Below are 20,580 nucleotides of genomic sequence, written 5' to 3'. Positions count from 1 at the left end.
CCCTGCGGGCCTCGGCACGCACCATCCCTGGTGCGTGACGTCCGGCTTACCTCAGACTGGCCCCATCCCCGCAGAACGATTGTTCGCTGTAAGTTTTAAAACAGCAATAACATGACGCTCTCTGCGAATTGGTTTGGATGTTGACCTGGGTTTTGACGTTCAGGCGGCATTCAGCAGCGCTGAGGAAGCACAGCGGGAAAGCGAAACGCCCTTGACGTTGACCTGGACCATCGTGCAGACCTGCGTCACTGGTCGATCGGAACAGAAGACCGGCCACGGATAATGCCCGTGTAGTTTTATAGGAATACCTCAGTGGCCGCCCCCTGATTATGATGGTTTTTACCCAACAAAAAAGGGTTCCCCCACCAGAAGGAACCCTCTTTTTACTGCATTAACCTCAGCTTACCGACACCTTACGCCGCCGTTTATCCAGGTCTTTAATCAGCTTATTCACCTGGTCATCCGCGAACATCTCCTCCAGCGTATGGGAGAGCTTACGCCGCCAGTTCGGATACTCATCGCTGGTGCCCGGCACGTTCACCGGGGTGGACATATCCAGCCAGTCCTCTGGCTGCAAGCCCAGCAGCGCACTGGCACTGTCGGCCACATAGCGTTGCAGGCCACGGTTAATCACCGGGGTCATCGCCATCAGCTCCGCATGGCTGCCGGTTTTCTTCGGAATGCAGTCGTAATGATGCAGCCCGTCGAGCAGCCCCTGACGCGCACGTGCCCGGTCAAGGTACAGCTCCTGCAACACGCTCTCGTCGCGATACAGTCCGAGCGTTTTCCCCAGCGTCAGATCGTCTGCCTGCCAGTAGCCGCGCAGCGTCGGCAGATCATGCGTGGTGATGGTGGCCATCGCCTGCACCGGATACGACTGCGGCGCACGGAAGTTGTTCTCTTCATCGCGCTCAAAATAGAGCACCTTGTAGGAGTAAACCCCGCCCTCGCGCAGCTTGCTGACGATCTCCACCGGCACCGTGCCCAGATCTTCGCCGATCACCATACAGCGATGCCGCTGACTCTCCAGCGCGAGGATCGCCAGCAGATCGTCCACCGGATAGTGCACATACGCGCCTTTATCCGCCGTCTCGCCCGCCGGGATCCACCACAGACGCAGCAGCGCCATCACATGATCAATGCGCAGCGCGCCGCAGTGGGTCATATTGGCCCGCAGCAGATCGATAAACGGCTGATAGCCCCGGTTGACCATCACATGCGGGTCCATCGGGCGCAGATCCCAGTTCTGGCCCAGCGGACCAAGGATATCCGGTGGCGCACCCACCGACGCTTTCAGGCAGTACAGTTCGCCGTCGCTCCAGGTTTCAGCGCCTCCGCCCACCACGCCCACCGCCAGATCGCGATACAACCCCATCGACATCTGCTGCTGCTGGCTGGTGTGATAGCACTGCGCGAACTGGGTTTCCGCCAGCCACTGGAGCCACAGATAAAACTCCACCTCCTGCGCGTGCTGCTCGCAAAACGCCCGCACCGCCGGGCCGCGGGCATCATGATACTGCTCCGGCCAGTGGTTCCAGCCCGTAGCGATGCCGTTTTCCTGCACCAGATGTGCGTACAGCGCATCAAAAGCGGCCTGTAACCACAGGCTTTCGCCCCCCTGGCGGGTAAAGTTTGCCAGCGCTTTAACCTGCGCATCCTGCGGCTTACGCCCGAGGAAATGCGCGTACGCCAGGCGCAGGCCTTCCAGCTTCAGCGGCATCACGCAGGCATAGTCCACCTCGTGGCTGGCACGTGCCGCCGTTAAGCGTTGCTGCGTGTCGGGCAACCGCCACCAGTGCTGTGCCGCCTCGCTCTGCCTGAAATCGTCCACCGCACTGACGTCGATATAGACCACGTTCAGCCAGCGGCGCGACGACGGGCTGTAAGGGCTGGCCGCCACCGGGTTGGCCGGATAGAGCGCATGGATCGGGTTCAGCCCGACAAAAGCCCCGCCGCGTTCGGCAATCTTCTTCAGCAGCAGACTGAGGTCGCCAAAATCACCGATGCCCCAGTTACTGTCCGAACGCAGCGTATAAAGCTGCACGCAGGCGCCCCACAGCTTTTTTCCGGCCAGCAAGGCGTCCGGTTCATAGCAGCGCTTCGGGGCAACAATCACCCGGCAATCCCAGGTCTGCGCCTCCTGCGTCAGGGTCAGCTGGTGGTAACCCGGCGGGATTTTCCCCGCCAGCGCCAGCGTCATTTTGCCGCTAATCCGGCCGCGCTGGGTGGCCCCACTCTCCAGTTGCAACGTCCAGAGGTATTCACCGTCGCCCTCGACCGGCAGCGCCAGACGCTGGCCCGCGACGAAAACTTTTACCCCCGGTACGGGCGTGGAGGCCTGACGGCGCTCCCCCGTCCAGCCCATCGCGGTTAACAGCTCGCGTTTGGTTTCCGCGGCAATCGCCTGCTGCTGCCCGTGCGCATTAATAAAGCCGGAGGAGATCCCCGCTTCCCTGGCCGCCTGCTCCAGTGTGTTGTGCTCCATGGGGGCTCCTTAGCGTTTCGCCTGCCAGATACGCTGCTGATAATCGCGGATCGAGCGGTCTGAACTGAACATCCCGACGCGGGCGGTATTGAGGATGGTTTTACGCGTCCACTCATCGCTGTTGCGATACAGGGCATCCACCTTCTGCTGCGCGGCGCAGTAATCCGCGAAATCGGCCAGCACCAGATACGGATCCCCGCCTCCCAGCAGGCTGTCGAGCATCAGGCTGAACGCCTGCTTATCGCCGTTGCTGAAGAAGCCGTTTTCCAGCTCTTTCAGGATGCTGTCCAGGTGCTTGTCTTTCTTGCGGATGCTCAGCGGATCGTAGCCACTGGCCTGCAACGCTTTCACCTGATCGACGGTGTTGCCGAAGATAAAGATATTGTCTTCGCCCACCTGTTCGGCGATCTCGACGTTGGCCCCGTCGAGCGTGCCGACGGTCAGCGCGCCATTCAGTGCCAGCTTCATGTTGCCGGTGCCGGAGGCCTCTTTACCTGCGGTTGAGATCTGCTCAGAGACGTCCGCCGCCGGGATCATCAGCTCCGCCACCGAAACACGGTAATCCGGGATAAACACCACTTTCAGACGATCGCCCACCAGCGGATCGTGATTGATCTTCTCTGCCACCTGGTTGATGGCGTAAATAATGTTTTTCGCCAGGTAATAGCCCGGCGCGGCTTTGGCACCAAACAGGAACACGCGCGGTGCCATATCCCTTTGCGGGTTATCACGCAGCTGGCGGTAGAGCGACAAAATGTGCAGCAGGTTGAGATGCTGACGTTTGTACTCGTGCAGACGTTTGATCTGCACGTCGAAAATCGCTTCCGGGTTAAGCACAATTCCGGTGACCTGCTTCACGTACGCGGCCAGTGTGATTTTGTTATCACGCTTAATCTGCTGATAGCGCTGGCAGAACGCCGCATCATCGGCGAAAGGCTCCAGCCCTTGCAGCGCATCGAGGTTATTCACCCATTCGGTTTTCAGCGTGTCATCGAGCAGCGCAGAGAGCGCCGGGTTGCACTGCTTTAACCAGCGGCGCGGGGTGATGCCGTTGGTGACGTTGTGGAATTTGTTTGGCCACAGCTGGTGGTACTCCGGGAACAGATCTTTTACCACCAGCTCAGAGTGCAGCGCCGCCACGCCGTTCACCGCAAAGCCGCTGACCACGCACAGGTTGGCCATGCGCACCTGACGGTTCTGGTGCACCGAGAGTTTTTCCCACACTGCTTTGTCGCCCGGCCACTGTTTTTCCACCACTTTCTTAAAGCGGGCATTAATGGCTTTGATCAGCGAGAAGTGGCGCGGCAGCAGGCTGCGTACCAGCTTCTCATCCCAGCACTCCAGCGCTTCCGGCATCAGGGTATGGTTGGTGTAGGCGAAGGTCTTCTGGACGATCGCCCAGGCCGCGTCCCACTCCAGCTGGTGCTCGTCGAGCAGAATACGCAGCAGCTCCGGGATGGCGATAGTCGGGTGGGTGTCGTTCAGCTGGATCACCTCATAGTCGGGCAGATCCTGAATGGCGCGCCCGAGGAAGTGATGACGGCGCAGAATGTCGGCGACCGAACAGGCACACTGGAAATACTGCTGCATCAGGCGCAGCCGTTTTCCGGCATCGTGGTTGTCATTCGGATACAGCACTTTCGTCAGCTTCGCGGCATCGATACCTTTCTGCTCCGCCTTCAGGAACGCGCCGTCGTTAAACAGCGTCAGATCGAACGGATGCACGTCGGTGGCCTGCCACAGACGCAGCGGCTGGGTGACGCCATTTTGATACCCCACCACCGGCAGATCCCAGGCTTCACCGCGCAGCGTAAACGCGGGCTGCCACTGCTCTGCGCCCTGCGCGTTCTTCACCAGTTTGCCGCCGAAGGCGACATCGACTGACAGCGCGCTGTTGTGGCTGAACCACGGATAGCTTTCGCGATGCCAGTTGTCCGGGGCTTCCTGCTGCTGGCCCTCTTTAAAGGACTGGCGGAACAGACCGTACTGATAATTCAGGCCATAGCCCGTAGCGGGCTGCCCGACGGTGGCCATCGAGTCAAGGAAACAGGCCGCCAGACGCCCCAGCCCGCCGTTGCCCAGCGCCGGATCGGTCTCCTGCTCCAGCACATCGGCCAGCTCAACGCCCTGCTCTTTCAGCGCCTGGCTGACCGTGTCATACCAGCCCAGGTTGATCAGGTTGTTGGCGGTCAGACGGCCAATCAGAAATTCCATCGAAATGTAGTTCACATGGCGCTGCGGCTGCCGGGTCGCTGCGGGTGCAGGCTGTGCGTTCAGTTGTTCTGATAACGCCGCACTGGTCGCCTGCCACCACTGGTGGGGCGTCATATCCTGCGCCTGCTGCAAACCGAACCCCTGCCACTGGCGTTTTAGCGCAGCGATAAACTGTGTTTTATCTAACGTCACCTGCATCACATGCCTCTTTATTCGGGAATCTGTAGGAAAGTAGAGTGTTAGAGCCTATCCCAGTAGGCGTCATTGTCGCGGCCAGTTTGGACACGGACAGCGCGGAAAAACCGGAGCGTACACGCAGTACGTGAGGATTTTGAGCACTGCCCAGGGCCAAAATGGCAAGTAAAATAGCCTAATGGGATAAGCTCTTATATCCCTATGCTGAAGCCTTCTACGACGTGCAACATCCTCCCGCCAGCGATTAGACGGGGAGGAGCACCGGGGCGTAGCCGGAGGGGATGCAGGGTCAGGGGGAGTGGTGCAAAATTTGTCTTTAGAAGTGTGATGCAGAGCAAGTTAACAGCATGTAAATACGTAACATTGTTGCATTCGATGTTTCAAAGGAGGACTTTAGAAAAAGTGATTAATTACACGCTGCGAAATAATTATTACGCCCTCTGACTACCGTCAAAAGAATCGAAAAAAAATGCTGATCCCATCAAAATTGAGCCGCCCGGTGCGGCAGCAAAATACCGTGGTGCGCGACCGACTGCTGAACCGGCTGTCGGCAGCGCCGCATTATCGTCTGACCCTGGTCGGCAGCCCGGCGGGGTATGGCAAAACCACGCTGGTCGCGCACTGGGCGGCGGGTAAGAGCGATCTGGGCTGGTATTCTCTTGATGAAAGCGACAACCTGCCGGAGCGTTTTGCCAGTTATCTGATTGCCGCCATCCAGCAGGCCTGCGGCGGCCATTGCGGCAAAAGTGAAGCGCTGAGCCTGAAGCATCAGTACGCCAGTCTGCCGGCGCTGTTCGCCCAACTGTTCGTCGAGCTCTCCGACTGGCATCGCCCGCTGTTGCTGGTGATCGATGATTATCATCTGATCACCAACGATGCGATCCATGAAGGGATGCGTTTCTTTTTACGTCATCAGCCGGAGAACCTCTCGCTGGTGGTGCTTTCGCGCACCCTGCCGCCGCTGGGGATCGCCAACCTACGCGTGCGTGAACAGCTGCTTGAACTGAATGCCACCCATCTGGCCTTTACGCATCCTGAAACGCAGCAATTTTTCGATAACCGCCTTAACGATCCCATCGACCAGGCCGACAGCAGCCGTCTGTGTGATGACGTGGCGGGCTGGGCCACCGCCTTACAGCTGATTGCCCTCTCGGCGCGCCAGTCCAGCACGCCTTCACGACAATCGACTCAGCAGTCTGCGCGTAAGCTGGCAGGGCTGAACGCCAGCCACCTTTCCGATTATCTGGTGGATGAGGTGCTGGACCGCGTCGATGCCCCGACCCGTGATTTCCTGTTGCGCTGCTCGTTGCTGCGCTCGATGAACGATGCCCTGATTGTGCGCCTGACCGGGGGGGATAATGGCCAGCAGCGTCTGGAAGAGTTAGAGCGTCAGGGCCTGTTTATTCACCGCATGGATGACAGCGGCGAGTGGTTCAGCTTCCATCCCCTGTTCGCCACCTTCCTGCGTCAGCGCTGCCAGTGGGAACTGGCGAGTGAGCTGCCCGCCATTCACCGTGCGGCCGCCGAAGGCTGGCTGGCGCAGGGGTTCCCGGCGGAGGCAATCCACCACGCGCTGGGTGCCGATGACATCGATATGCTGCGCGATATTATGCTGCAACACGCCTGGTCACTGTTTAATCAGAGCGAGCTGGCGCTGCTGGAAGAGTGCCTGGCCGCCCTGCCTTATGACCGCCTGATCCAGAGCCCCAGGCTGGTGCTGTTGCAGGCCTGGCTGGCGCAGAGCCAGCACCGCTACGCTGAGGTCGATACCCTGCTGGCGCAGGCGGAAAGCGAGATGCAGAAGCGCGATATCGTGATGGATCAGGACCTGAACGCGGAGTTCAATGCGCTGCGTGCGCAGGTCGCCATCAATGACGGACGCCAGGATGAGGCGGAACAGCTGGCGGCCGAGGCGCTTCGTTTTCTGCCGTATGAAAGCTTTTACAGCCGGATTGTTGCCACCTCCGTCACCGGGGAGATCCAGCACTGCAAAGGCGACCTGGCCCGCGCCCTGCCGCTGATGCAGCAGACGGAACAGATTGCCCGCCGTCACGAAGCCTATCACTACGCGCTGTGGGCACTGATACAGCAGAGCGAGATCCTTATCGCTCAGGGCTTTTTGCAGGCCGCGTTTGAGATGCAGGATCGCGCGTTCGAACTGGTGCGCGAACAGCATCTTGAACAGCTGCCGATGCACGAGTTTTTACTGCGTCTGCGATCGCAGCTGTTATGGTCGTGGTCCCGCCTGGACGATGCCGAAGACGCCGCACGTCAGGGGCTGGAGATACTGACTAACTTCCATCCCCAGCAGCAGTTGCAGTGCCTGGCCATGCTGGCGAAGTGCTCGCTGGCACGCGGTCAGCTGGATAATGCCCATCATCATTTACAACGCTGCGAGGCGCTGCTGAAAACCGGCCAGTATCATATCGACTGGCTGACCAACACTGACAAGCCGCGCGTCACCTACTGGCAGATGGTGGGCGATAAAGCCGCCGCACGCCAGTGGCTGCAACAGGCGCGTAAACCCGATATGGCCGATAACCATTTCCAGCAGGGCCAGTGGCGTAATATCGCCCGCGTGCAGATCCTGCTGGAGAAGTTTGATGAAGCCGAAGTGGTGCTGGATGAGCTGAATCAGAATGCGCGCCAGCTGCGCCTGACCAGCGACCTGAACCGCAACCTGCTGCTGAGCAACCTGCTTTACTGGCACACCGGCCGCAAAGGGGAAGCGCAGCATGCCCTGATTGAAGCGCTGGGGCTGGCGAACCGCACCGGGTTTATCAGCCACTTTGTGATTGAAGGGGAGATGATGGCGCAGCAGCTGCGTCAGCTGATCCAGCTTAACCTGCTGCCCGACCTGGAGCAGCGCCGGGCGCAGCTGATTTTACGCGAGATTAACCAGCATCATCGCCATAAGTTTGCGCATTTCGACGAAGGTTTTGTCAATAAACTGCTGACGCATCCGCAGGTGCCGGAGCTGATCCGCACCAGCCCGCTCACCCAGCGTGAATGGCAGGTACTGGGGTTGATTTATTCTGGCTACAGCAACGACCAGATAGCCGGGGAGCTGGACGTGGCCTCCACTACCATCAAAACCCATATCCGTAATCTGTATCAGAAGCTGGGCGTGGCGCACCGTCAGGAAGCCGTGCAGCAGGCACAGCATCTGTTGCAAGTGATGGGGTACGGGGCGTAAGGGCCCCGGAAATGCTTTTACTGGCTGCCTGTTCAGCGACCGGTCTGGTACTGGCTGCCTGTTCAGCGACCGGTCTGGTACTGGCTACCTGTTCAGCAACCGGTCTGGTACTGGCTGCCTGTTCAGCGACCGGTCTGGGGCCAGTTTGAGCACGCCGGATCGGCAAAAGACGCATCCCTGCGGGCCTCGGCACGCGACGTCCTGTCGCGTGACGTCCGGCTTACCTCAAACTGGCCCCCTCCCCGCAAGATCGCGCTCGCTGTAAATTTTAAAACCCCGACTGCATTGCGATCTTTCGTAGGGGGCGATCATCTTTTCCGATCGCCCCGTAACTCCGGATTGCCGTCCTACTCAACATCACGGGCAGACCGGAAAAAAGGGTCTCCCCCTTCGCATCCTGAGTTGTTTTCGGTTTGGGTTTTGACCTGGGTTTTGACGTTGAGGCGGCATTCAGCAGCGCTGAGGAAGCACAGTGAACCAGGACGAACCGCCAGGACGGCGGTGAGAGGGAGAGCCGGCACAGGGATGTGCCGTCACGACCGCTCCGTCGGTGAACGACGCTTGCGAAGGCACCCGCTGAAAGCGGGCGATGCGCCTGCCGCAAAGCCCGGATTCCAAAGGGCGGGGCGACTGCCGCCCTTTGGTCGCTCAGCCCGCGCAGCGGGAAAGCGAAACGCCCTTGACGTTGACCCTGGCCTTGACCTGGGCCATCGTGCAAACCATCACCAGGGTGAAGCCTGGCATGGCGGGACCCGATATCACCTTGAGTTAATGGCATATAACTCGATGGTCGGTATCACATCCACCCGATCAGAAGTATATAAAACGGCGTTGGTGAAATTATAAATCCTTCCTGTGATCCTGACCGTTACCCGGTTGCCCACTTTTGTGACGCTGGCCCCATCACTGTCCGAAGTAAGAAAAGGTGCCGTATTTCCCAAGACCTTTAATACGTCCTTTTGTATTTCACCCGCCAGATAGTAGCGGTAAACCTCAGATACCGTTGCCCCGCCGCCCTGATATTTTGTCACGTATAGCCAGGTATCGTCATTAAGCTGCCGGGATTGATACAGCGCATCATCATAAGGTGGCCCTACGTAATAACGGTAAGCCACGTTACCGACAACCAGCACCAGTAAAACTGCCGTTAGCAGTCGGTGTATCCATTTAATAACCGTGCTGCCTTGCATAGTCGATTCCTTGATTAATCCATCTTTGGTCTATGGGATCATCACCATATGGTGGTAAATCATACCAATGCCCCCACTCTGCTTTTGATGTTCCTGCCATCTTCTGCGCAAATCCCGCCCCCATTAACAATATATCGATCGGAATACCAACAGCATATCCCGTTGCTCCAAAATTGAAATTACCAAAGTCAGCCCAGGCTCGATTTCTCTGCTTATAATCCCATGGACCGCGATTTCTGACCTTTTGATAAAACCAATAATATGTCGTCGGTGTTGCCATATTTTTACCCACACTTCGAAATCTTGCTTCATTCAAATTTTTTCGAAGAATATCAAAACCACCATCAGGCATGATGGGAATTATCGCCATAACAAGTATCCTTACTCAGTTGTCTATAGTTCCATTATCTTGGATGGAGAATCAAACCCATTCCCACCTTGAAAAAGATCATTAACCATCAATCAATTGAAATAAATTTATCACATTTTCAATTCTGAACAATGCTATAAAAATCCAAATAAATCCCATGATGACCTTTGAAAACAACATCATTATTTTATTATTATCGGAACCAGTATTAGTAATCAGAGTAACGCCCCCTACATTGCTCCATCAGAAATATCATTTACCCTTAGATCAATGGTCATACCCACTTCTGTAACTGAGAAGCGTGTTACGCAGATTATTGCCGTGGAATATCAGCAGATAGCGTTGAGGTAGCATGACGGGGTAAAGAATGCAGCCTGGTTTCAGTTTCATTGTCTAATCCCTTTTTGCGAGGCATCCCGCATTTTTGGTTTACAACCGCCCCCGTTTGTTATGTGATCACGTTACTTGTCCGGCTTACACTCCGGGCGCACACCGTAGCGGAACACATCTTCTATGCGCTTCTATCAGGCCGATCCGACGCTGGAGAACTACTGGCGCGGGGTGATCCTTTTTGGCAGGAATGTTGCCTCGTACAAATTCGCCCTCGCCCATGCGCTGTACGATTTGCAGCAGCATCAGGACGACCTGATCACGCTGGAAACCCTGGCTGCACCCTTTGCTCGCCATCTCTGCACGCACCTGCACCATGCGCCGAAACAAATCACCTCTCGCGGCAGCCAGTTTCTGGCGAGCTGCGTACAGTTCAATAACGATGAGATCGATGAAGCGCAGCTGATTGAACAGACCGTGCGCCATGGCTTTGCCAACGTGATTGATGCTTTCCATAACGTTAACCGCGCAGAGATCGATAAACGCTTTTTTATCGACGAACGTAAATCCAGCAAAGGCATCCGCCTGACCGATAACTTCTACCAGCTGACGCAGACCACGCAGTTTCACAACCTGGTGAAGGAAACCGACGCCCGCTGGCGGCTGGTCGAACAGGCCTGGGCGCTCGGTGTTTCCAGCCACCTGATCGCGGTGGAGTATGACCCGGAAGATCAGCTGCTGTTCAGCCGCCAGAACAAGCGTCGCGTCAATATCACCCGTTGCCGCGACAGCCTGAACGGCTACCAGAAGGGCCGCTGTTTCTACTGCTATCGCGATATCAGCCTGCAATCCGGCCACGAGAACCTGGCCGACGTGGACCACTTCATCCCCTGGATGCTCAACGCCACCCACGCCAACCTGAACGGCGTTTGGAACCTGGTGCTGGCGTGCAGGAACTGCAATCGCGGCCAGGGAGGCAAGTCTGCACTTATTCCATCAGTGGAACTGCTGGAACGGCTGGAGGATCGTAACGAATACTTTATTAACAGCCACTTGCCGCTGCATGAAACCCTGACGGAGCAGACAGGTAAAACATTTCACCAACGCCATGATTTTCTGCAAACCCAGTGGCAGAACGCGCGTAATGCCGGACTAAGCACCTGGCATCCCACCGCGCAGGGAGACGCTATTTTCTGATGAACAATGACTACTACCAGCAGCATGCCGAGCGCTTTTTCACTGAGACGGTGACCGTGGATATGTCGGCGCTGTATCAGCCGTTTGTCGCACACCTGAAGCCTGGTGCACGCATTTTAGATGCCGGTTGCGGCTCCGGACGTGATGCAAAGGCGTTTCACGAGATGGGCTATGACGTGGAAGCATTCGATGCCTCTGCCGAACTGGTGGAACTTGCCCGCCAGCATAGCGGCCTGCCCGTTGAGCAGAAGCGCTTCGAGGATGTCACTGAAGTAGAACGCTATAACGGTATCTGGTGCTGCGCATCGCTGCTGCATGTGCCGCTGGCAGAGTTGCCTGAGGTGATGTCGCGGTTAGCCAGGGCGTTGAAACCGGGTGGGGTTTGGTATCTGTCGTTTAAATATGGCAGCGGGGAAAGGGAGAAAGATGGACGTGTGTTTACGGATATGGATGAAATAAAGTTAAACGATCTTATCGCTGATTTAGAAAATATCGTTCTGCTGGATACCTGGATAACCGGGGATAAACGGCCCGAACGCCAGAACGAAAAATGGTTAAATTCATTATTGAGAAAAAAATAAATAATTGAAACTCAATATGGAATGAAAAATATAAATAGCTATCGCAATGCGGAGTTGCATCCCTTTCATTACTTTTCTGAGCCATGCTGCATTTTTTAACATTGACTGTATTTGCAGAGTGCTTAGTTTTTACTGCTGGTTATAATAACAGGGTAATTAATCGCGGCATGAAGGTGCTAGGAACACCGTCATACCGCTAACCGCAACAACTATCAGGAGTAGTTATCATGGCTGAGCAGGATTGTAATACAGACGTTGTTAAATCAGAAGTCACCGCGCCCACGCTGCGCCATTTAACCGTGACTTATGCGAGCACCTATCCAGATTACCAGCAAATCCCGGCGCTGAGCATCAAAGGGAAATGGCTGGAAGCCGCAGGTTTTGCCACCGGCACCAAAATCGATATCCGCGTGATGAAAGGCTGCCTGGTTCTCACCGCACGCGATCCCGAACCGCAGGAATCAGCGTTGATGACGTCACTGAGGAAGGTCTGCACGCTGTCGGTACGTAAGCAGCGCCAAGTGGAAGAGTTTATTGGGGTGATTGCGGGGAAACGGGTGAGAGGGTAAGGGCTGGGGGTGAGTCCCGCCCGAAGGGCGGGATTGCCAGTCGTTGAGCAATGCCAGAAAGCCCCTGGCTGCACAGATCCAATAGCCAGCCAAGCTGCACCACCAAAGTGATAATATTATGGCCATAAGCACTACATAAAGATAAAATATTGACATTATGGCGAAAAAAACAGCATCTTTACTCCCTGCCACAAACCGACTGCTTACTGATTTTGGTGAGAGACTGAAACTCGCCCGCCTGCGACGTAAACTCACAGCCAAACAGGTTGCGGAACGTGCAGGGATGACGCCAGTGACGCTACGTTCCCTGGAAGCGGGGGGCTCAGGTGTCACGATAGGGGCGTACCTGTCCGTGATGCAAGTTTTAGGGCTGGAAGGTGATTTGAACAAATTAGCGGCTGAAGATGAGCTGGGGCGTCAGCTACAGGATTTTCGCCTGGTAAAAAACGATAACTTTTCTCCCTCAAAAATCATTCCGTCACGCCAACCGTCCGTGGTTAAAAACTCACGTACCGGGATCGTCGGCAGACATGAAAAAGCCGATACTCAGGCCGAAGCCAGCATGAAAACAAGCCACCTCCGAAATGCTACAGCACTGAAAGAAAGAGGGACTACATCCGCTGAACTGGCTTCCCTGCTCAAACCACGGAAGAAACCGACAAAAGGTGGCTAACAATAGCAAAGCCGGGAACAAGAATATATGGCTGACGCATTTAGGCTTGCATCTCTGAGTCCGGATGTTATGACACTTTTGCTGAGAAGAAAGCTATAGCCTTGAGTTACAACCAATACAGGCCAGAACAACGATAAATTTTCAAAAGAATGTTGTAGTATTATCGCTTAAAATGGGGAAATTAACGTTTATCAGCTATCAGTGCGTTCAGTGAATATGAAAAACGAAGTGTACATCCCACGGATTCTGATAAAAGATAATGAGAACTATTCGCAAGAAGAGCTTCTGGCTACAGCCAGACACATTATTGTGCTTGCTGAACCCGGCGCAGGGAAGTCCGAGTTGTTAAAAAAATTAGCCATAACTTTGGGCGCTGAGCACCTTACTGCTAATGTTTTCAATCAAATCGGTCCTGAAGGAAGTAACAATGCCGTTGTTATTGACGCTATTGATGAACTTGTTAAGCATGAACAGACAGCGCTTAAGCAACTTCTAGGTTTATTGCGCAAATCTAGGCCAAAGCAGATAGTACTCTCCAGCAGGTCAAGTGAATGGGACCAAGCTTCTACACGACTGTATCAGGATTTCTTAGGACATGAACCTTTTGTCGTCAGACTGAAACCATTTGATGAACTGGGCCAACGCGCCATCTTTGAAGCCTATAAACCAAGCGAAGATTTCAACAGATTTGCCAAGGAGCTCGAGCGTTTCAATCTCACATCACTATTACCCAACCCAAAGTTTCTTCAGCTTTTTTCCGATGCGTATGTTGAAAGCGATCGTCGCTTCAATGATAAACGTTCCATTTTCAGGCTATCTGTCGAGCATCTGGCTAAAGAGACAAATGAGAATACCATCATCTCAGATGCGGATTTATCTCCTGCGCAAAAAGTCTCGTTATCAGCGGAGATATTTGCGAAACTGTTACTATCCGGAGCAGAAGGTGTAACAATAAGCCAAGCTGAAAGTAATAAACTCTACCCGCTTTTATCCTCGCTTTTTAGCGACAAGAAAATTCCAAGATCGATTCTCTCCACACGACTTTTCAAGCCAGGAAAGAAGGAAGGAAACCACCAACCTGTTCATAAAATTGTCGCGGAGTATTGTGCTGCACAATATTTCATAGAACGTATTGAATCAAATGTTAAAGCATTAAGCATTTCCCAGTGCATGAGTATCATTGCACCTAATGGTGTTGTCAGAGATGAATTAAGAGGTCTGCTCGGCTGGATGGCAACGATAGGTAATCGTTCACTTCAGGAGTCAATAATCGAAGTGGATCCCTATACCGTGCTTGCCAGTGGCGTCCCTTCCGAATTGCACCCAAAAGCTCGCATCAAGCTCATTCGCCGTTTACGCAGTGTTTCTCAAGATGACCCTTTCTTTCGACGTAGTGATGAATGGCGCAGATTCAGTATTCATGGTTTCTTCACTTCTGCAGTAGCCGAAGAAATTAAGGATATTTTAGATGAAAAAAATGACGGTCAGTTGAAAAAACTAGTACTGGAACTAATAGAAGATTCCGATGCGATTGATATTTTACGTGAAGAATTGTGTGCATTAGTACTCAATCCTCAAGAGCAGGAATCTGTACGTCGGTTGGCATTTTTTCGATTATCGGAAGCCAAGTCAGCTTTTAATGAGAATTTCCTCAAGGCCCTGTTGCTTGAATGCAGTCCCTTATCTCTCAATATTGCGGCTATTTTTATCAAAAGAAGAGAAAACTCACTTGATGAAGTGGATATGTTAGTTAAGTTTTTTCATGACTCAGCAAACATTCACTCCCGCAGTGTTTTTATATTTTCAGAATCTGAATTAAAAAAGGCCATCGATTCATTAATCGACAAGCTGACGCTTGATGTGACTGACACAATTTTAGATAGATTATCCTCAACACTCACCTGCACTTGCCATAGAGATTTGTATGCTTGTAAATGCAGCAGGGCATTGAGCGAGATCATTTTCTCTCTCTTGGATCGCCATATGGCGCTTGCAACAGCACCACATGATCCCGTGCAGGTGTGGATGTGGCTTAAAAACCTAAATATTGCCTGTAGTAACTTCAAACAGGACAGAATTTCTGTAAAGGTGCTCAGGGAAGATGACGCATTGCGGCACGGTATTTATGCACTGGCATTTGGATCTTTAACCCATATCGATGAACTAGTGTTGACCAGAAAAAAAAGTTTTCTGGGCAACTGGAGCCATCCTGGCCTGCACATTGGGGTTGAAGATCATTACTTTCTTCTCGAACTTGCATTTGAATTAGGTAACGAAGCGTTGTGGGAATCATTACTGGTAGCGCATATCAGACAAACCTTCCCAAAAGATCAGTTTTGCATAGATTTGCGGCAGCTATGTCGTAAACATGCCCGCGAAAATTCCCACCTACTGAAAATTTGGAAGGCGTTTGATCGTTCAAGTGCAAAGCACCAGTTTAAGATAGCAAAATCTCAACGCTATGCGGTCCGTAGGCATCTTCGTGCTCAGAAAAATCTAGTTATTCGAACTGAACGAGCGCTAAATGCTATACGTATTAGCCACGAAAAGATTAAACAAGGAGCGGATCTAAAAGTCCTGTCCCTATTTGCTGATCTCATACTCAGCACGACGAATAAAATTCCTGAGCAGTTGGGTGATAGATCTTTTCTGAGTATTAGTTTGCAAAATGCCATTCCAAAGATCTCCAAGGATATGGGATATCAAGGAGATTGGAGGGCGTTTCTTATTCAATTGAAAAATAAGGGATTAGAAAGAATTTTTTATGCCGGCTGCTTGGAAAAATTCCGAAGCAAAGGTACCCTAGCAGACCTAGATTTTGGGCTCATTCAGGTGTTCAGGGCAAACAGTTTCTGGAGCCAAAGTATAATGTCAAATGATGAACATAATGCGCTATGTGAGGAAGTCAATAGAATAATATTCTCCTCTCCCCAGACGGCTGAGTCATTTTTCCGAGAGCTTATTGAACCTGAACTTGCGATCAATGCTGTATCCGAGCAACTTGATGTTCTGAGGATGAATGCCCACTTCAGCCAATTAAATTCTGATTTAGCTTTAGAATGGTTGATAAAGTTCCCTGCACTTCATTTGGTAAATCTGAGTAAAATATTTGATATTGCTTGTAATGATAAAAATCGTAATGCAATTGATACACTCATTGCTCAACGGTGCAGAGCGTTAATGCAGCAATATCAATTCGCAACCGATAACGCTGAAATCGAACGAACCCTAATGTTTTGGATTATTCGAGCCTTCTATTTTCTGGACGAAACATTTAGTGATTACTGGGAGTGGATATGCAAACAGAAGAAAAATCTTTTATTGTTTCATGGCTTAAATTTTAATTTACCCGAATATGATATTATCTACTGGCCTAAACTTACGCCCCTCAAAGCCCAGTATTTACTCAATGGGTTTATTAAGTATTGGTCTGATATTGACTATATGGTATTTCATCATAGCGAAAGAGCTGAGTACGAGAATGCTAACCATATTTTACATGAAATAGTATGGTCTTTAAACCATGCAGAACCTAGCCATGCTCTGCCGATTATTGAAAGCCTTCTAAAAAATGAACGAATGAATCGATTTAGTAATTCGTTAAAAAATGTCAGAGCCTCATTAGTTCGTAAGCTTGGGCACCTTAATTTCAAGACCCCTTCTCCATCAGCGGTCGTTGAATGGCTGGACAAAGATTCAGTTGCAACCGTAGAGGGCTTAAGAGAGCTCATTATCGAGCAATTATATGCTTTCCAACAAACATTGTTCGGTGGGGAATTTAATACGATAGATCGCTTTTATAATGGCGCACAACACCTCAGCGAAAATAAATCCACTGAAATCATCGCGGAATGGCTCAATAACCGTCTTGAATCTAAAGGTATATCTATAGTACCAGAGCATCAGATGCATGCTCAAAAACGGTGTGATTTTACTGCGACCAAAATGATAGGGGGGAAAAGAAGACTTCTCGTTACTGAAGTAAAGGGACAATGGCACAATGAATTATATACTGCAGCGGAATCACAACTTAGTCAAAAGTATTCCATTCATCCTAGCGCGGAAAAACAGGGGATATATCTTGTACTATGGTTTGGTAAAGACGAGTTAATTGCAGGGAAAAAGAATACTCATATCTCTAACGCACTACAGCTAAAACTGAGCATCGAAGCCCGACTTCCATCTCAGTTGCATGGGCTAATAGATGTCTTTGTATTAGATATATCTCGCCAATCTGTTAAAAATTAGGTGAAGCACATTTTTCTCCGTGAATTAATACATCGACTGCTCATGCACGTTCAAGACGCTTGAAAACATCACTAAGGTCATTACCTGCCCGCCTCTGCAGGAACCCCTGCCGGTGGCTCCAGAGCAGCAGAGTAAGGCGCAAACAATCGGGCGCTATGGTTCATCCTTCCGGTCACATTAATCCCTGATGCCGCTGCCACCCCAGCGGCTTTTTTTTGCCCGGCGTTTGCCCTTCGAAAGCCCTTTTTCTGGCCAGCCCGCTTTGTAAAGAGCCGTGCATGCATAGGGTGCATGGATTTGCATGCAGATTGCAGGGTACTTAACCCCCGGCAAAGGCAGGCACAGTGCGGCCTGAGCGACCTCATGCAATTGCATTAAATGCGACCGATAAAGCGGGCAGGCGAGGAGGGGGTAGCATTGCGCGCTCAAGGCGAATTACTCTATAAATCTTAAGCAGAAGGAGTTATGCTCAAAATGAGATTAAAGTAAATCATTATCAAGCCAAAAGACTATTTTCCAAAATCCATTAATCAATTTTTTCAATGAGTTAAGAAGGACATTCTCATGCAGCCAAAAGGTTCGAAATGGTGGAAGTTTGACTTCCATACCCATACTCCAGCGTCGATGGACTATGGTAAAGCTGACCACCAAATAAAGCTGACTATGACTCCGAGGCAGTGGCTTTTAGACTATATAGGTCATGGTATTGAGTGTATAGCTGTAACGGATCACAATACAGGCTCATGGATCGATATTTTAAAATCTGAAGCTGAAATACTAAGAAGCGAAGGTCACTCTATTTATATATTTCCTAGCATAGAGATTACAGCTCATGGAAATATACATATCCTAGGGATATTCGATCCAGACAAAACATCAAGTTATATATCTCAAATAATTGGCGCTACCAATTACTCAGGGACGGAAGGTGATAGTGACGCAGTAACCCAAAGTAGTCCACAGGATGTTATTGACATTATTATTGACCGTGGCGGCGTTGCTATTCCAGCGCATATCGACAAGCCTAGCGGACTATGTAGGGTACATTCATCAGGTGCAACGTTAAAGCAAATACTAACAAAAGCATCAGCAGTTGAAATAATTAAAACACATGCTGAGTATGAAGCTATCCAACCAAACTCAAGCCCATTAAATGGATATACTTCACTTAACACAGGCCTCCCTGAAGTACTTGGTTCTGATTCTCATCATCCAAACACAGTCGGTAGAGCATTTACGTGGATTAAAATGGGGATACCATCTATAGATGGTTTAAAACTAGCATTATTTGATGGTGGCGACTCATTAAAAAGATCTGATCAATTCCCAGGCTCACCTAACATCTTTGCCGAAAATAGAATCACTTCAATAAAAGTTAACAAAACAAAATATTGCGGAAGAAATAAGGAATTTCAAATTGAATTTCACCCATGGCTAAACTGCATTATTGGTGGTAGAGGTAGTGGCAAATCGACCATCTTAGAGTTTATCAGAACAGCATTAGGGAGGGAAAATGAGCTTGAGCAACTCTCATCTAATAGAGAGATGTACAACTCGTATATTAATCTTGCGAAAAAGGCCAGAAGCAGAGAAGATGATGGAGTCTTTCTTGATGAAAGCAGCATTCAAATTGAATATCTAAAAGGAGAAAACAAATACTTATTAGATTGGAAATATTCCGTTCCAAAAGTACTTATAAATAGAATAGACGGAAATAACACTCTCTTAGAAGAAGGGAATGTAATATCTAGATTTCCTGTTAAAATATTTAGCCAAAAGCAAATTTATGAAATTTCACGCTCTCCAAACTATCTTTTAAATCTCATTGACGAATCTCACATTGTCAATATAAATGATTGGAAATATAATTGGGGCATTGAATGCAATACACTATCACAATTAAGAAAGGATGTTAAAGATCTCAGAACCAATATATTAACTAAAACAAATTTAACTGGTCAGTTAAATGATGTGAGTCAAAAGATAGCCTCTATTGAAAGATCTAGTCATGCTTCTATTTTAGCAACTTATCAAAGAACATTAAGTCAAGTAAATACAATCAACCACTTCACATCAAAGAACGTTGAATTTTTCGAAAACCTAATAAATAATATTGAATTAACAAAACCCAAATCGTTTATTAATGATAACGTACTCTTTAGCACTTACAATGAGATTGAAGCTCAAAATAAAATAACTACTCTCCAGCAAAAAATTGATAACTCTATTACAGAATTTAGTGTGATTGCCGATGAAATAATAAAAGAAGCCAGAGATTTAATTCAATGGTTTGATTCATCACCTCTGAAGCAAGATATCTCCACCCACCAAACTCAACATACTAATTTAATATCTACCTTGCAAGCTAGCGGCGTAAAAAACCCCAGTGAATATGAAGCACTCATCACCACAAGAAATCAAATTAAGGAAAGATTAGATAAAATCGAAGTTGATGAAAAAACCATTGAAACAAAAAAATCTGCAATAACTGAAAGTTATAAAAAATTAGTGGAACTACGAAAAGAGCTCACTTCTCGCAGAAGACAATTCCTAGTTGAAATAAATAATAACAATACTAACTTTAACGTTAGCATTGATTTCTGTGGAGATAAACAATTCTTAGAAAGTAGTTTCAGAAATGCCATTGACAAAAAAGACTCTACTTTCAGCAACGAAATTTACAATGAAGATAACAATGGATTCCTGAATATCTTTAACGCACAGATAAAAGAAATCTCTGAAGACATGGATGCGATAACCCAAAAGACACAAGTTTTAAAAAATGAATTTCTCAACAAGGATTCAAATACAATACTTAATGTTAGGTTGAGCAAACGATTTTCTGATTTTAAAAATGATCTAACCGACGAAGTAAAAACTTCTCTAATTTGCTGGTTCCCAAGTGATGCTATTACCGTAAAATATAATGATGGTAGACGATTCAAGGACTTGTCACAAGGTTCTGCAGGACAAAAAGCAGCGACCGTCCTAGCATTTTTGCTATCTTATGGAGATGACCCGATAATTCTTGATCAACCTGAAGATGACTTAGATAATCAATTGGTTTATGAGCTTATTGTTAAAAAAATCAAAGAAAGCAAAAACAAAAGGCAAATAATAATTATCACTCACAATCCAAACATAGTTGTTAATGGTGACTCTGAATTAGTAATTTCCTTGAGTCAGCAATCAGGAACAACAGATTTCCTATCTTTAGGAGGTCTACAGGATCGTGAAGTGAGACAAAACATCTGTGATATTATGGAAGGTGGTAAAGACGCATTTAGTCAGCGCTACAGAAGAATTGTGACTGCTTAGAAAAAAAACTCCCC

General features: G+C 50.0%; 12 protein-coding genes and 1 pseudogene. 8 read left to right on the top strand and 5 right to left on the bottom strand.

Going from position 1 to position 20,580, the window contains the following annotated elements:
* Positions 1-397 precede the first annotated feature (397 nt).
* Positions 398-2,485 (bottom strand): 4-alpha-glucanotransferase, encoded by a 2,088-nt coding sequence (gene malQ / locus FVB43_RS03880; protein WP_167863409.1) that lies wholly within the window; start codon positions 2,483-2,485, stop codon positions 398-400.
* Between the two features lie 9 nt (positions 2,486-2,494).
* Positions 2,495-4,897 (bottom strand): maltodextrin phosphorylase, encoded by a 2,403-nt coding sequence (malP, locus tag FVB43_RS03875; protein WP_167863408.1) that lies wholly within the window; start codon positions 4,895-4,897, stop codon positions 2,495-2,497.
* A 466-nt stretch (positions 4,898-5,363) separates the two neighbouring features.
* On the opposite strand from malP, the gene malT reads away from it, so the two are divergent.
* Together malT and FVB43_RS03865 are read left to right on the top strand one after the other, a co-directional pair.
* The gene (malT, locus tag FVB43_RS03870) at positions 5,364-8,090 is read left to right on the top strand and encodes an HTH-type transcriptional regulator MalT (RefSeq protein WP_133843937.1); all 2,727 of its coding nucleotides are present in this window, start codon (positions 5,364-5,366) and stop codon (positions 8,088-8,090) included.
* Between the two features lie 11 nt (positions 8,091-8,101).
* Positions 8,102-8,239 (top strand): hypothetical protein, encoded by a 138-nt coding sequence (locus FVB43_RS03865; protein WP_167863407.1) that lies wholly within the window; start codon positions 8,102-8,104, stop codon positions 8,237-8,239.
* 609 nt (positions 8,240-8,848) lie between these two features.
* Here FVB43_RS03865 and FVB43_RS03860 read toward each other — a convergent pair.
* The 3 genes from FVB43_RS03860 to FVB43_RS24720 all read right to left on the bottom strand — a co-directional run bounded on the left by FVB43_RS03860 (position 8,849) and on the right by FVB43_RS24720 (position 10,040).
* Positions 8,849-9,280 (bottom strand): hypothetical protein, encoded by a 432-nt coding sequence (locus tag FVB43_RS03860; protein WP_167863406.1) that lies wholly within the window; start codon positions 9,278-9,280, stop codon positions 8,849-8,851.
* On the bottom strand, positions 9,258-9,650 hold the full coding sequence (locus FVB43_RS03855; RefSeq protein WP_167863405.1) for a polymorphic toxin type 44 domain-containing protein: 393 nt from the start codon (positions 9,648-9,650) through the stop codon (positions 9,258-9,260). Before FVB43_RS03855 ends, FVB43_RS03860 begins: the two co-directional genes overlap by 23 nt.
* 267 nt (positions 9,651-9,917) lie before the next feature.
* A complete protein-coding gene (locus FVB43_RS24720) occupies positions 9,918-10,040 on the bottom strand; it encodes a hypothetical protein (RefSeq protein WP_277950364.1) in 123 nt (40 codons plus the stop codon).
* Between the two features lie 123 nt (positions 10,041-10,163).
* On the opposite strand from FVB43_RS24720, the gene FVB43_RS03850 reads away from it, so the two are divergent.
* The 6 genes and pseudogenes from FVB43_RS03850 (at position 10,164) to FVB43_RS03825 (ending at position 20,566) form a co-directional block, all read left to right on the top strand.
* On the top strand, positions 10,164-11,177 hold the full coding sequence (locus FVB43_RS03850; RefSeq protein WP_167863404.1) for an HNH endonuclease family protein: 1,014 nt from the start codon (positions 10,164-10,166) through the stop codon (positions 11,175-11,177).
* Complete coding sequence (locus FVB43_RS03845) at positions 11,177-11,758, top strand: class I SAM-dependent methyltransferase (protein WP_167863403.1); 582 nt, start codon at positions 11,177-11,179, stop codon at positions 11,756-11,758. Before FVB43_RS03850 ends, FVB43_RS03845 begins: the two co-directional genes overlap by 1 nt.
* A 227-nt stretch (positions 11,759-11,985) precedes the next feature.
* Entirely contained in the window at positions 11,986-12,327 is a 342-nt protein-coding gene (gene symE, locus FVB43_RS03840) for an endoribonuclease SymE (RefSeq protein ID WP_167863402.1), read from the top strand.
* 157 nt (positions 12,328-12,484) lie between these two features.
* A pseudogene (locus tag FVB43_RS24835) lies at positions 12,485-12,773 on the top strand (helix-turn-helix domain-containing protein); the annotation flags it as partial.
* A gap of 443 nt (positions 12,774-13,216) precedes the next feature.
* The gene (locus FVB43_RS03830; RefSeq protein WP_167863400.1) at positions 13,217-17,248 is read left to right on the top strand and encodes an NACHT domain-containing protein; all 4,032 of its coding nucleotides are present in this window, start codon (positions 13,217-13,219) and stop codon (positions 17,246-17,248) included.
* A 564-nt stretch (positions 17,249-17,812) separates the two neighbouring features.
* A complete protein-coding gene (locus tag FVB43_RS03825) occupies positions 17,813-20,566 on the top strand; it encodes a TrlF family AAA-like ATPase (RefSeq protein WP_167863399.1) in 2,754 nt (917 codons plus the stop codon).
* The last annotated feature ends 14 nt before the right edge of the window (positions 20,567-20,580 follow it).

The organism is Erwinia rhapontici (genome assembly GCF_012271765.1).
In the GTDB taxonomy this organism is placed as follows: domain Bacteria; phylum Pseudomonadota; class Gammaproteobacteria; order Enterobacterales; family Enterobacteriaceae; genus Erwinia; species Erwinia rhapontici.
This window is presented reverse-complemented; position numbering and strand designations above follow the sequence as displayed.